A 12,990-nucleotide genomic window follows, 5' to 3' on the forward strand; every position below is an offset into this window, starting at 1 on the left:
AGTAGGTATACTGGCAGAGACTTCAGAAACGCGTCAGGAACGACCCGTTCCCGCGAGTCGTCAGTCTTCCCACTCTCTCGGATGGATCGGCAGGTGCAACGGATCGTCCTCTTCTTCCAGCGCCCTGTGGTTGCGGGCTTCGGTGTGCGAGCCTTTGAAGTGGTGGCGAAGCTGGCGCTTTATCTTCTGACGGCACGTATTCTGGGGGTGGCCGAAGCCGGTCTGTTTTTCCTCTGCCTTACTTGGTCCAGCTGGTTTTCAACCTTCGGGCGCATGGGCATCGACCGGGCTCTGACCCGTCACATGGGGGCGGAACTGGGGCTCTCCCAGGGTGCCACCGCGCGGCGGACGCTCCTGGCCGGTGTCGGACGGGTGACCGTGACCGGGCTCGTGCTGGGCATCGCCACCGGACTTGGCGGTACCACTCTGGCGCACATCGTCTTCGGCGATCCGGCTCTGGCGCCCGCACTCGTCCACACCTCCATCGCCGTCGCCGGCATGTCCGTAACCTTCACACTGACCGCCGCACTCGCGGGCACCGGTCGGACGACCTGGGCGCAATTCCTGCAGAATGCGTTCTGGCCTGCCCTTACCGTGCTCGCCGTCATCGCAGGAGCGCGGGACGCCGCGAGCCTGGTGACCTGGATGGGTGTTGCGATCTGGTTTTCCGGCGGTGTTGCCGGCCTGATCTTCTTTTGCGACCGGACCCGTTTCCGGCACGACACAACACTGAGCGCCGGCGAGCCCGCCTCCGGCTCTGCCGGACATATGCCGCCACTGATGACGACGGCCTGGCCGCTTATGGTGGTCGAGCTCGTCCAGGCGACCATCGTGTCGGTTCCGGTCCTGCTTCTCGGAGTGATGGCCGACGCTGCCGATGTCGGCGCATTCAGCGTGGCGCTGCGGATCTCGATGCTGGTCTGGATGGTGCTGGTCAGTCTCGGCACCGTCGCCAGCCCGCGCTTTGCCGCCCTGCATCGCAAGGGTGATCTGGACAGCCTCGGTCATCTGAACCGGCAGATCCAGCTGATCGGCACCGTCACCGGCGGTTTCGTCTGCCTGGCGATGATCGTGCTGCCCGAGACGCTGCTTGCCATCCTCTCTCCCGACTTCATCACTGCTGCGGTTCCGCTGATGATCCTGGGTGCCGGACAGGCAATCAACGCCCTTTATACCGGGCAGGATGTGCTGCTCGCCATGACCGGCAACGGCGGCACCCTGCAGCGCCTCAATCTCGCGCAGCTGGTGGTGGTTCTGCTATTGTCCGTGAGTTTCATCCCGCTGATCGGTGCATCCGGTGCAGCACTCGCCACAGCAATCGCAACTGCACAGGGGGGCCTGGGGGCCGCCATGGTCGCGGCCTCGCTGCTACCGGCGGCCCGTCCCTTTGCCGCGCTCCCTCTGCCGGCGACGCTCCGCCATCTTCTGGCTCTGAACCGGCAACCGTCAACGACCTGATCATCTGCTTCCGCCCCGCATCTCACCACCACACGGCTGACGAGGCCCGCCGCGCATGACCACGTCCGACAGCATCACGCCCCGGCTGCGCAACATCACTTTCGGTCTTGTGAACCGGGCCGTCCGCTTCCTCGATATCCTGGCCATGCTGGCCGCTGCAGTAGTCGCCCGGCCACTGTCGGAAGCCACCGCGGCCGATGTGACCTGGGCACAATCGGTGCTTCTGGGTGCACTGGCCGTCGTGCCCATGGTGCAGGTGAACGAGGGACGTCGGGTCTATCGGTGGGAACGGTACCGCCACCTGCGGGGGCAGGTCGCCGACATCATCCTGGGCCTGCTCGCCTCTCTGGTGGTGGCCGGCATCTTCGCCATCGGCTTTCTGCCGGGCGGCATTGTCGAAAGCTGGCTGACGACCTTCGGGATTGCCGGCCTGATCCTGATGACCATCGGGCGAAGCATGGCTCGGATCGCCGTGGCGGGTATGGAACGGCGTGGGGCATTGAAGCGTCGGGTGGCGGTGATCGGCGCCGGCGAAGAAGGCGAGGCGGCGATCCGCTATCTCGATGCCCCCGGCCGGCGTGATCTCTATGAATTGATCGGTGTCTTTGACGATCGCGCAGCGCGTCGCGCAGTGGAAATTGCGGGCCTCACCGTCACTCACGGTGTCGACGAACTGGCCCGTCGGGCGCGTCAGGAACGCGTGGACGTGGTGATCATCGCCCTGCCCTGGCGGGCCGGCCAGCGCATTGCCGAGATGATGCGTAAACTCTGTGCCATCCCGGCCGACGTGCTGCTGCCGATCGAGGCGGACTGGATCAATCTGCGCGGTGCGCAGCTGTTCAATGTCGGCGGCCTGCCCTTTCTTCAGGTCGCACGCCGGCCGCTCAAGGGCACTGACGCGATTCTGAAGAGCATCCTGGACTATATCGTTGCCGGCATTGCCGTTCTTCTGCTGTCCCCGCTGCTGCTGGTGGTCGCGATCCTGGTGCGGCTCGACAGCCCCGGTCCGGTCCTGTTCCGACAGCGGCGGGTCGGTTTCAACGGCCGTGAATTCGACATGTTCAAATTCCGGTCGATGACCGTCGATCCCACCGACGACGGGTCGCGCGGCACGCCGATGGACAATCCACGCATCACCCGGCTCGGTCGCTTCATTCGCAAAACCAGCATCGACGAACTGCCGCAGCTGTTCAATGTCCTGCGCGGTGAGATGTCGGTCGTCGGCCCCCGCGCCCATGTCCCCAATATGCTGGTCGGAGAGCGCACCTATTTCGAGACGGTGCAGGAATATGCCGCCCGCCACCGGGTGAAGCCCGGTATCACCGGCTGGGGGCAGATCAACGGCATGCGCGGCGGCATTCACGATGCCGACAAGGCCCGGCGTGGGGTCGAGCTGGACCTGCAATATATCGAGAACTGGTCGCTGTGGTTCGACATCCGGATCATGGCCCGGACTTTGTTCGGCGGCATGGCCGGACGGGATGTGTTCTGATGCAGGCGATGCGCGCCCTTCTGTTGACGACGATCGGCCTTCTGGCGACGCAGGCGGCCTCGGGCGCCGAGCGGGTCACGCTTCCCCAGCCCTTCTCGATGGCCTATTACGAAAGCTGGGACGAGATACCCGTGGCACTCGGCAGCGCCACGCGGCTGGCGATGACACCGGACCATATCGATGTACAGGTCCTGGGTTTCGTCAAACCGGACCTCGTCTACCGAGGCGGGCTGGATCTTACCGAGACCGGGCTCCAGGCCCCGGTCCCCGGCCCCGTCCTCGCCGATGCCATTCGGGCGCTGAAAGGGCGCGCACCTGCGATGAAGGTGCTACTGGCGGTCGGTGGGTCCGGCTATGTCGATGGCTGGCACCGCTATGACCCCGGGGCCCTGGCACGTCTGGTCACTGATCTTGGGCTCGACGGCGTCGATCTGGACTACGAGCCGGCAAAACCGGATTGTCAGACGGCGGAGGCGCGCAAAGGCTCCACCGTCGTCTGTCGGACGGATCTCACCTGGTCGAGGCTGATCGCCGACACCCGTGCGGTGCTTCCACGCCCGATGATGCTGAGCATTCCGGCCTGGAGCACTGGGGCTTATGGCACCGGCGCATTTCAGACCGAGCCGCCCGGCGGCCCGTATACGGGCAGCATGCTGTGGTTGAGCCGCGATCGCGAGGCGGCCGCCGCCGTCGATCTGGTGACCATCATGGCTTATGCCGCCGGCCCGTCCTACGATCCGGAACGCGCTTTCGCGGCCTATCGGGCAATCTGGGACGGCCCGCTCGCACTCGGGCTGATCGTGCCCCCTGACCCGACCGGCCAACCTGTTCCGGGAATCGATGCCATTCGCGATCTTGCCGCACGCCTGAAAGACCAGGAGCAGGCCGGGGTGATGGTCTATGGCATGCTTGGCACACCGCCCTCGGGCCCAAGTGCCGCAACGCCCAGCGGCGGCATGATGCTGCGGGCCGTCTGCGAGGGCTTCGGCCGCGACGGATGCGATGCGGTTCTCCCTTAAGCCCTGAAACGGGGCAACGGGATCAGGCAGAGACCACCGGGCCGTAAGCCGCCTCCAGCCGGGCCAGCGGCTCAGGCCGTGCGACGAAGATGAAATTGTTGACGTAGATCCTGTCGGGCAGCCGGCGGGTCCCCTCTGCATTCAAAGCAGAGCGATCCTGGAGCCGGGCGATATCGAAGCCCGTCATGTCATGCAGACGGCCGTCGAGCAGATAAAGACCGCGATAGCCGATCGGTCCGAGCAAAGCCTGGAGTTCGGCCAGAGTGCCCGGGGTGTGACGTTCTTCCGCCTCTATCAGCAGGCTGGGCTGATGGGCCTTCAGGGTTTCGACCGCGCCACGAAGTGCCGTGCCTTCGAACCCTTCGACGTCGATCTTCACGAAGCCCACGCGCCGGCCGCGGCCGATGTCTGATTTGAGATCGTCGAGCCGCCGGACGGCGACGGCAATGTGCAGCATTCCAGGCGTGCTGACGCTTTGCACTGCCTCCTCCTTCATGGAGGCGAGACCGGATCCGGCCTCGGGAACATGCAGTACAGCCTCTCCTTCGGCGTCGCCCAGCGCCATCGGCATCAACACCAGCCGCCCTTCCCGCAATTCACGGGCGAACCGGGTCTTCAGCACCTTGCCCATGGTGGGGTTGGGCTCGAAGGCGACCACGCGTCCGGCAACCTGCAGCATGGGCGCCGTATAGGCGCCGTGATTGGCACCGATGTCATAGGCGTCGGCATCGGCCTCAGCCAGAATCGGTACCAACGCCAGTTCCTTTTCGCCGTAATCGGGGGCCATACGATCGCGGAAGTCGATCAGCCGGGCGTAGAGCCGGGGCATTCGTCGTTCAATGATGGTTTTCAGGCCGGCCACGGCAGAGAATCCCTCGGATCGTATGGGCGATGACTACGAACTTTATCATCATATCACGGTTGTCGACCGGGAGGATGTCTATCGCTGCCACAACGCTGCGCGGACGAGACACTTGCCCCGAATGACAGGCCGGCCGATGATCACATGATGACCACGGACCCCACAGATACCGGCTTCGATGGCCGCGGCCCCCACGCCCCTGATCCGCGGATCCAGGCTTTGATCGCGTATTGGCGGTCGCTACGGATGGGGCGCCCGATGCCGCTTCGTCGGGATTTCGATCTGCTGGTCGATATGCCGAGAACCCTGCCCAATCTTCTGGTCATTGAACGCCTGGCCGATGGCGGCTTTCTGCACCGCTATGTCGGCAGTGTCATCGTCGCGCTCGCCAGACGCGACGCCACCGGCCATCTCGTCGACGGCATCTGGTACGGAAATCGCTGTGCCGACATCCTGCGCGCTTATGACCGCGCCATCGACGAGGCCACACTCATCTGGGGCGTCGATCGTGCCACCTGGCCGGATGGCGAGTGGCGCATGGCAGAGTGGCTGATCATGCCGCTTGCCCGCGCAGACGGCACGCCCGGCTGGGTCGCCACCTATACCGTCGTGCTCGACGGCCCGGTAACGGCCTACCGTCCGCAGGTTCGTGTCCTGAAGGACTGATATCCCCACGGCTACAGCCTGAAATGCTGCGCCAGCACGGAGCCAATCGCCCCGACGGCGTCGTCGCCATCCGATGAATGCGCAAGGACAACAGCCTGGTGCACACCGATCGGGGGTAGCGTTTCCACGATCTGCATGGCCGGCGTCACTCTGGACCTGTCGACCACCGACAGGGCAAGCCCGGCTTCGACGCAGGTCTCGACCGCACCGGCCGACGGGCTGGCGAGCAGCACCCGCCACGACCGGCCGGCTGATGTCAGAGCCTCCAGCATCGCATCCCGATAGGGGCAGTCGGCCGCATGAAGAGCGAGCGGCAGAATGTCGGGCAGCGCCTTTGCCAGCGCCGGCGCCGCCACCCAGACCGGCGTCGTCGCCACAAGGTACCGCCCGTCATGCTCTCCCCCGGCCGGCCGCACGATCACCGCCATGTCCAGCCGCCCGCGCCGGAATTGATCCGTCAGTACACCACTTGCAGCCGTTTCGACCTCGAGCACCACCCGGGGCCATCGCGCCACGATAACGGGCAGGATGTCCCGGATCACATGCCCGGCATATTCATCGGGCACCCCCAGGCGGACCTTCCCGGCAGGTCCGGTATCCTGAATCTCGTCCATAAGACGGTCATGGACCCGAAGCAGTTCGGTCGTCCCCGCGAGCAGACGCTGGCCCAAGGGTGTCAGCACGACGGCGCGGTTGTCACGCTCGAACAGGCGACCGCCGGCCACCGCCTCGAGCCGTTGGACCTGAACGCTGATGGCCGCCGGGCTTTTGTTGAGCCGTTCGGCTGCAGCCCGAAACCGTCCCAGCCGGGCGATCATGTGGAAGCTGCGCAGAAGGTCGAGGTCGAGCATTGGCGGCATGATCAAATTTTTCCGAACATGGTGATCAAATCATTTCGTTTTAGTGAATGATAACACCGCGGCAGGATCAAGACTCCTTTCACGACCCTCCGCAACGGAATGTGCCATGACGATGATCTCCACCAGGCTTCGCCACCCGGGGACCAGTATGCCCTTGGCCCTGCTCGAAGCCGGCCTGGTGGTCAGCTGGAGCTCCGGCTTCGTCGGCACGCGCCTGGCGGTCGATCACGCGCCGATTTTTCTGGTCGTGTTCTGGCGGTGCATTCTGGTCAGCCTGATCCTGCTGCCCTGGGCCATCCGCCAGATCCGCAGAACTGGCCCGCTCCGCAGATCGGGATGGCGACGCCTCGGCGCCGAGGCCGCAATCGGCGCGCTGGCGATGGGCGGCTATCTCGCCGGCGTCGCGAAAGGCATCGAGTTGGGGGTGCCCGCGGGGCTCGCGGCCCTGATCGCAGATCTCCTCCCCATCGGTACGGCTCTGCTCGGCGCCGCCTTCTTCGGCCGGCATCTGCCGGGTCGCGGCTGGGCGGGCCTCGTTGCCGGTGGCATCGGCGTCGCTATTGTCGGCCAGGATGCGTTGGCGTCTCACGAGATACCGGTCTTCGCGATACTGCTGCCGCTCGGTGGCATGGCGGCACTGGCGATCGCCACCCTCTGGCAGGCCCGGCTGCCGGCCGGGGGGGACCCCGGCCCCCTTGCACGGCTCTGGCTGCACGCGGTGGTCTCTGCCCTGGTGTTTGCCGGTCTGGCCGGCGCCGATGGCGGTCTCGCACCGCCGGCGACACCCGGCTTCGCAGTTGCGGTGCTCTGGACGGGGCTTCTGTCCAGCCTCGGCGGCTATGGCCTCTACTGGCTCTGCCTCGCCCGAAGCTCGCCCACCCGGGTGGCCACGGTTCTCTATCTGAGCCCGGCCGTCACCCTGGTCTGGGCATGGGCCATGTTCGGTGAGCCGCTCACCTGGATGATGGTGGTCGGCACCGCGCTCTCTGCCTGGGGCATCTCGCAGGTCATCCGTGCCGAAGGCCAGGGCAGCGAACAAGGCCAGGGCAGCGAACGGCGAAGGCCCGCCCGGATCGCTCCGGACGGGCCTTCGTGCAGGTCGTGATCGCCGGGATCGACGATGGCGGGATCAGCGGCGCGCAAGCGCCTTCAGCGCACCGCGGCCGGCGTAATAGCCGGTATCGCCCAGGATCTCCTCGATGCGGATCAGCTGGTTGTACTTGGCCAGACGGTCCGAACGCGAGAGCGAGCCGGTCTTGATCTGGCCGCAATTGGTGGCGACCGCCAGATCGGCGATGGTGGTGTCTTCGGTCTCGCCCGAGCGGTGCGACATCACCGCGGTGTAGCCGGCGCGGTGGGCCATGTCGACCGCACGCAGCGTCTCGGTGAGGGTGCCGATCTGGTTGACCTTGATCAGGATCGAGTTGGCGAGGCCCTTCTCGATGCCCTCGGCCAGGATCTGCGGGTTGGTCACGAACAGGTCGTCGCCGACAAGCTGAACCTTGCCGCCGATGGCGCGGGTCAGGGCCGCCCAGCCGTCCCAGTCCTGCTCAGCCATGCCGTCCTCGATCGACACGATCGGATAGCGTGCGACCAGATCCTCGTAGAAGCGGACCATCTCGTCGGCGCCGAGCACACGGCCCTCGCCGTCAAGGTGATACTTGCCGTCCTTGAAAAACTCAGACGAGGCGGCATCGAGCGCCAGCACCACGTCCTCGCCCGGCTTGTAGCCGGCGGATTCGATCGCCTTCATGATGAAGTCGATCGCCTCGGCATTGCTGCCGAGATTGGGCGCGAAGCCGCCTTCATCGCCGACATTGGTGTTGTGACCGGCCGCCGACAGCTGCTTCTTCAGGTGGTGGAAGACCTCGGCACCGGTGCGGATGGCATCGGCGATGCTGTCCGACGCCACCGGCATGATCATGAATTCCTGGATGTCGATCGGGTTGTCGGCATGGGCGCCGCCGTTGATGATGTTCATCATCGGCACCGGCAGGGTGTGCGCCATGACACCGCCGACATAGCGGAACAGCGGCCAGCCGGCCTCTTCCGCCGCAGCGCGGGCAACGGCCAGGCTGACGCCCAGGATCGCATTGGCGCCCAGGCGCGACTTGTTCTCGGTGCCGTCCAGCTCGATCAGCGCCTGATCGATGCCGATCTGGTCCTCGCCGTCATAGCCGATCAGCTCGTCCGAAATCTCGCCCATCACGGCCTCGACGGCCTGCTCGACGCCCTTGCCCAGATAGCGGGCGGTGTCGCCGTCGCGCTTCTCGACCGCTTCGCGGCTGCCGGTGGAGGCGCCGCTCGGCACGGCGGCACGGCCGATCGCACCGCTTTCCAGCTCGACATCGACCTCGACGGTCGGGTTGCCGCGGCTGTCGAGGATCTCGCGGGCACGAATATCGACGATGGCAGTCATGGGATGTCTCGCTCTCCGTTCAAGGGCAAGGGGCCGGGATCGACTGTCGAGGGGCTGCCTGCCGACGAAACGCGCCGTCGACAGGAAGCGATGCAGGATCAGAATGAAGGCCGCCCATGACGATGATGCTGTCGGGGCGGCAGAAGATCAGACGGCCAGCGGGCGGGCCTTCGCGGCGGCATCGAACGCCATCCAGTCGGCCACCATCTCGGGCAGCGCCTTCAGCGGCACCATGTTCGGCCCGTCGCTCGGCGCCTTGTCGGGGTCGGGATGGGTCTCGGCAAAAATCGCCGCCACACCCACCGCCGCCGCCGCACGCGCCAGCACCGGCACGAATTCGCGCTGGCCGCCGCTGCGCCCGCCCAGACCGCCGGGCTGCTGAACCGAATGGGTGGCGTCGAACACCACCGGGCAACCGGTGCGGGCCATGATCGGCAGGCCACGATAATCGGTTACCAGGGTGTTGTAGCCGAAGCTCGCCCCCCGCTCGGTGAGCAGCACGTTGGGGTTTCCGGCCGCATCCAGCTTGGCGACCACATTGGTCATGTCCCAGGGCGCCAGGAACTGGCCCTTCTTGACATTGACCACCCGCCCGGTCTTCGCCGCCGCGACCAGAAGATCGGTCTGCCGGCAAAGGAAGGCCGGGATCTGCAGCACGTCCACGGCCTCGGCCGCGATGGCGCACTGCTCGGGCAGATGCACGTCGGTCAGCACCGGCAGGCCGGTGGTCTCGCGGATCTCGGCGAAGATCGGCAGCGCGTCTTCAAGGCCCAGGCCGCGCTCGGCACTGGCCGAGGTGCGGTTGGCCTTGTCGAACGAGGTCTTGTAGATCAGGCCGATGCCGAGCTTTTCCGACATCTCCTTCAGCGCCGCCGAGACCTCTAGGGCGTGGGCCCGGCTCTCCAGCACGCAGGGGCCGGCGATCAGCACCAGCGGCCGGTCATTGGCGATCTCGAGCGCGCCGACGCGCACGCGGCGCATACCGTTCTGGGTCTCGGTCATCTCGGGCCTTCCTTGGGATGTCCGCAGCAGGGGGATCTTGTCGGTCAGACGAGCCGCGACTGCTCCATCGCGGCCCGCACGAAGGACACGAACAGCGGGTGCGGCTCGAAGGGACGCGACTTCAGCTCCGGATGGAACTGAACGCCCACGAACCAGGGATGATCCGGCAGCTCCACGATCTCGGGCAGCACGCCATCGGGCGACAGGCCCGAGAAGCGCAGACCCGCGGCCTCCAGCCGGCTGCGGTAGTTGACGTTCACTTCCCACCGGTGGCGGTGACGCTCGGCAATCCGCTCCGCATTGCCATAGATGGCGGCGGCACGGCTGCCAGGCAACAGGGCGCAGTCATAGGCACCGAGACGCATGGTCCCGCCCAGATCGCCGCCCTCGATGCGGGTTTCGGTCGAGCCGTCCCCCCGCGACCATTCGGTCAGCAGACCCACCACCGGCTCTTCGGTCGGGCCGAACTCGGTCGACGACGCCTTGGGCAGGTCGGCCAGATGACGGGCGATCTCGATCACCGCCATCTGCATGCCGAAGCAGATGCCGAAATAGGGAATCCGCCGCTCGCGGGCGAAGGTGACGGCCGCGATCTTACCCTCGGCCCCGCGCTCGCCGAAGCCGCCGGGCACCAGGATGCCGTGCACGCCCTCCAGATGCAGCATGGCGTCGTCGCGCTCGAAGACCTGAGCGTCGATCCACTTCAGGCGGACCTTGACGTTGTTGGCGATCCCGCCATGGGCAAGGGCCTCGTTCAGCGACTTGTAGGCGTCCATCAGCTCGACATACTTGCCGACGACGGCGATGGTCACCTCGCCTTCCGGCCGCTTGATCCGGTCGACCACCCGCTCCCAGCCCGTGAGATCGGGCCGCGGCGAACCGGTGATGCCGAAGGACTTCAGAACCTGGGTGTCCAGCCCCTGCTCGTGATAGCGGATCGGGACCTCGTAGATGGTCTCGACGTCATAGGCCGGCACCACCGCCTCTTCACGCACATTGCAGAACTGCGCGATCTTGCGGCGGTCGGAGGCCGGAATTTCACGGTCGCAGCGCACCAGCAGGATGTTCGGCTGGATGCCGATGCCGCGCAGCTCTTTCACCGAGTGCTGGGTCGGCTTGGTCTTCAGCTCGCCGGCCGCCTTGATATAGGGCACCAGCGTGACATGGATGAACACCGCCCGCTCGGGGCCCAGCTCGTTGCCGAGCTGGCGGATGCTCTCCATGAAGGGCAGGCTTTCGATATCACCCACCGTGCCGCCGATTTCGCAAAGCACGAAGTCATGCGCCTCGGCATCTGCCAGGATGAATTCCTTGATGCAGTCGGTGACATGCGGGATCACCTGCACGGTTCCCCCCAGATAGTCACCCCGGCGTTCGCGGGCGATCACCTCGGAATAGACCCGGCCCGAGGTCACGTTGTCGTTGCGCCGGGCGGCGACACCGGTGAAACGCTCGTAATGGCCGAGGTCGAGGTCGGTTTCCGCGCCGTCGTCGGTCACGAAAACCTCGCCATGTTGATACGGGCTCATGGTGCCCGGATCGACGTTGAGATAGGGGTCGAGCTTGCGGAGGCGGACACGGTAGCCGCGGGCCTGCAGCAGCGCACCCAGCGCCGCCGAGCCCAGGCCCTTGCCCAGCGAGGAGACCACGCCGCCGGTGATGAAGATGAAACGCGTCATGGGAGAAGCTCGTCCTGGTCTTTGGCGCGGGGGCGCGCCGGACGTCGATCAACGGGCGAAGGCCACGCCCCGAAAGCGCGGCCCGGCCGGCGATCGACACACCGGCCCGTCCTCGAAGTCCTTGAGCGGACCGGCCCCGACGGGCCCGTCCATCAAGCTCCGAGCCCCGCGGCCGAAGCGGCGCGGGGCCCGAAGCAGTGTCGTCAGTTTGCGGCCGGAGCGGCCGGCGCCGAAGGCGGCGTCACCGTGTCGCCCGAAGGCGCCGGTGCCGCAGGCGACGAAGGCGTCTCAGCGGGTGCGGCCGGTGCGACGGGCGCCGTCGGCGTCGCCGGGGTGATCGGCGCAGCCGGGCCCGCCGGCGTGGTGGTGTCGATGCGGTCGAGGACCGAGCCACCCCGATTGTGGGTGCCGCCGAGGATGGCGAGGCCCAGGCTGGTCAGGATGAACAGCGTGGCGAGTACCGCGGTCGCACGGGTCAGCAGGTTGGCCTGGCCGCGCACCGACATCAGCCCGCCGCCGCCACCGCCACCACCGATGCCGAGCGCACCGCCTTCGCTGCGCTGCAGAAGGATCGTGATGATCAGCGCGATCGCCAGCAGCAGGTGGATGACCAGCAGAACACTTTCCATGGGGCGTGTGGTCCGTTCTCGAAAGTGTGGTCGCGAGACCCGGGCTTTCTGCCGGGCCGCACGGGTTTCTCAGAGGGGGGAGCCTCGGCCTCAGCGGGCCGGTGCCGCCGCCCCGATGGCCAGGAAGTCTGCGGCGTTGAGGCTGGCACCGCCGACCAGGGCGCCGTCGACATCGTCGACCCCCAGGATCTCGGCTGCGTTGCCGGGCTTCACCGAACCGCCATAGAGGATGCGGATGCCCTGGGCGGCATCGCCGAAGCGCGCCGCCAGGCGCGCACGGATCGCGCCATGCACCGCACGGATATCGTCGGTCGTGGGCACCAGACCCGAGCCGATCGCCCAGACCGGCTCGTAGGCCACCACCAGACGGTCGGCCGAGGCGGAGGCCGGGACGGAGCCGTCGACCTGCGTTTCCACCACCGCAACGCCCTCGCCGGCCTTGTACTGATCCAGCGTCTCACCGACGCAGACGATCGGGACGAGGCCTGCGGCTGCCGCCGCCTCCGCTTTCGCGGCGACAACGGCATCGGTCTCGCCATGATCCTGGCGCCGTTCGGAATGGCCGACGATCACATAGGTGCAGCCGACATCCTTGAGCAGGGCGGCGGCATGATCACCGGTGTGGGCACCGGAGGCCTTGGCGTGGCAGTCCTGGGCGCCCAGGGCGACCTTCGAACCGCGGATCGCCTCGCCCACGACCGGAAGCAGTGCGGCGGGCGGGCAGACGGCAAACCCGGCGGCGAGGCCTTCGGCGCCGGCGGCGACTTCGGCCGCAAGCGCGCGGCCATCGGCCACCAGCATGTTCATCTTCCAGTTCCCGGCGACCAGCGGCGTGGGACGATGCGGCATACCCGGTAGCTCCCGTAATCTTATAAGAGGCGGCTGCAGAAACGAGTCGGTCTCT

Annotated in this window: 12 protein-coding genes; 5 read left to right on the plus strand and 7 right to left on the minus strand. The window is 66.6% G+C overall.

What is annotated here, in order from left to right:
• Window positions 1-81: 81 nt before the first annotated feature.
• The 3 genes from TMO_RS08740 to TMO_RS08750 are packed head-to-tail and all read left to right on the plus strand — an operon-like array spanning window position 82 to window position 3,969.
• On the plus strand, window positions 82-1,458 hold the full coding sequence (locus tag TMO_RS08740; RefSeq protein ID WP_051045337.1) for a lipopolysaccharide biosynthesis protein: 1,377 nt from the start codon (window positions 82-84) through the stop codon (window positions 1,456-1,458).
• Window positions 1,459-1,513: 55 nt separating this feature from the next.
• Window positions 1,514-2,950: an undecaprenyl-phosphate glucose phosphotransferase gene (locus TMO_RS08745; RefSeq protein ID WP_014745256.1), complete on the plus strand. Its 1,437-nt coding sequence runs from the start codon at window positions 1,514-1,516 to the stop codon at window positions 2,948-2,950.
• Window positions 2,950-3,969: a glycoside hydrolase family protein gene (locus TMO_RS08750; protein ID WP_014745257.1), complete on the plus strand. Its 1,020-nt coding sequence runs from the start codon at window positions 2,950-2,952 to the stop codon at window positions 3,967-3,969. Before TMO_RS08745 ends, TMO_RS08750 begins: the two co-directional genes overlap by 1 nt.
• 22 nt (window positions 3,970-3,991) lie before the next feature.
• On the opposite strand, the gene TMO_RS08755 is transcribed toward TMO_RS08750, so the two are convergent.
• Complete coding sequence (locus TMO_RS08755; RefSeq protein ID WP_051045338.1) at window positions 3,992-4,798, minus strand: FkbM family methyltransferase; 807 nt, start codon at window positions 4,796-4,798, stop codon at window positions 3,992-3,994.
• Between the two features lie 180 nt (window positions 4,799-4,978).
• Here TMO_RS08755 and TMO_RS08760 point away from each other — a divergent pair, with 180 nt between their 5' ends.
• Complete coding sequence (locus TMO_RS08760; protein WP_228382307.1) at window positions 4,979-5,497, plus strand: PAS domain-containing protein; 519 nt, start codon at window positions 4,979-4,981, stop codon at window positions 5,495-5,497.
• 11 nt (window positions 5,498-5,508) lie between these two features.
• On the opposite strand, the gene TMO_RS08765 is transcribed toward TMO_RS08760, so the two are convergent.
• Entirely contained in the window at window positions 5,509-6,357 is an 849-nt protein-coding gene (locus tag TMO_RS08765) for a LysR family transcriptional regulator (protein ID WP_014745261.1), read from the minus strand.
• Window positions 6,358-6,463: 106 nt separating this feature from the next.
• On the opposite strand from TMO_RS08765, the gene TMO_RS08770 reads away from it, so the two are divergent.
• Window positions 6,464-7,462 carry a DMT family transporter gene (locus tag TMO_RS08770; RefSeq protein ID WP_051045339.1) on the plus strand — a complete coding sequence of 333 codons (999 nt, stop codon included), beginning with the start codon at window positions 6,464-6,466 and terminating at the stop codon, window positions 7,460-7,462.
• A 24-nt stretch (window positions 7,463-7,486) separates the two neighbouring features.
• Here the strand turns inward: TMO_RS08770 and eno are convergent, their stop codons facing one another.
• The 5 genes from eno to tpiA all read right to left on the minus strand — a co-directional run bounded on the left by eno (window position 7,487) and on the right by tpiA (window position 12,935).
• Complete coding sequence (eno, locus tag TMO_RS08775) at window positions 7,487-8,776, minus strand: phosphopyruvate hydratase (protein WP_014745263.1); 1,290 nt, start codon at window positions 8,774-8,776, stop codon at window positions 7,487-7,489.
• Window positions 8,777-8,923: 147 nt separating this feature from the next.
• Window positions 8,924-9,778, minus strand: coding sequence for a 3-deoxy-8-phosphooctulonate synthase (gene kdsA, locus TMO_RS08780; RefSeq protein WP_014745264.1), 855 nt, complete (start codon window positions 9,776-9,778; stop codon window positions 8,924-8,926).
• Between the two features lie 44 nt (window positions 9,779-9,822).
• Window positions 9,823-11,457 carry a CTP synthase gene (locus TMO_RS08785; protein WP_014745265.1) on the minus strand — a complete coding sequence of 545 codons (1,635 nt, stop codon included), beginning with the start codon at window positions 11,455-11,457 and terminating at the stop codon, window positions 9,823-9,825.
• A gap of 203 nt (window positions 11,458-11,660) precedes the next feature.
• A complete protein-coding gene (gene secG, locus TMO_RS08790) occupies window positions 11,661-12,086 on the minus strand; it encodes a preprotein translocase subunit SecG (protein ID WP_014745266.1) in 426 nt (141 codons plus the stop codon).
• 90 nt (window positions 12,087-12,176) lie between these two features.
• Complete coding sequence (gene tpiA, locus TMO_RS08795) at window positions 12,177-12,935, minus strand: triose-phosphate isomerase (protein ID WP_014745267.1); 759 nt, start codon at window positions 12,933-12,935, stop codon at window positions 12,177-12,179.
• Window positions 12,936-12,990: the final 55 nt, after the last annotated feature.

Origin of the sequence: Tistrella mobilis KA081020-065, assembly GCF_000264455.2 — a bacterium.
Classification (GTDB): Bacteria; Pseudomonadota; Alphaproteobacteria; order Tistrellales; family Tistrellaceae; genus Tistrella; species Tistrella mobilis.

Coding starts and splice junctions, on each gene's coding strand:
- tpiA (WP_014745267.1), bottom strand. CDS start 12,935: ATGCCGCATCGTCCCACGCCGCTGGTCGCCGGGAACTGGAAGATGAAC.
- TMO_RS08765 (WP_014745261.1), bottom strand. CDS start 6,357: ATGCCGCCAATGCTCGACCTCGACCTTCTGCGCAGCTTCCACATGATC.
- TMO_RS08740 (WP_051045337.1), top strand. CDS start 82: ATGGATCGGCAGGTGCAACGGATCGTCCTCTTCTTCCAGCGCCCTGTG.
- TMO_RS08750 (WP_014745257.1), top strand. CDS start 2,950: ATGCAGGCGATGCGCGCCCTTCTGTTGACGACGATCGGCCTTCTGGCG.
- TMO_RS08755 (WP_051045338.1), bottom strand. CDS start 4,798: ATGCCCCGGCTCTACGCCCGGCTGATCGACTTCCGCGATCGTATGGCC.
- secG (WP_014745266.1), bottom strand. CDS start 12,086: ATGGAAAGTGTTCTGCTGGTCATCCACCTGCTGCTGGCGATCGCGCTG.
- eno (WP_014745263.1), bottom strand. CDS start 8,776: ATGACTGCCATCGTCGATATTCGTGCCCGCGAGATCCTCGACAGCCGC.
- kdsA (WP_014745264.1), bottom strand. CDS start 9,778: ATGACCGAGACCCAGAACGGTATGCGCCGCGTGCGCGTCGGCGCGCTC.
- TMO_RS08745 (WP_014745256.1), top strand. CDS start 1,514: ATGACCACGTCCGACAGCATCACGCCCCGGCTGCGCAACATCACTTTC.
- TMO_RS08770 (WP_051045339.1), top strand. CDS start 6,464: ATGACGATGATCTCCACCAGGCTTCGCCACCCGGGGACCAGTATGCCC.
- TMO_RS08760 (WP_228382307.1), top strand. CDS start 4,979: ATGACCACGGACCCCACAGATACCGGCTTCGATGGCCGCGGCCCCCAC.
- TMO_RS08785 (WP_014745265.1), bottom strand. CDS start 11,457: ATGACGCGTTTCATCTTCATCACCGGCGGCGTGGTCTCCTCGCTGGGC.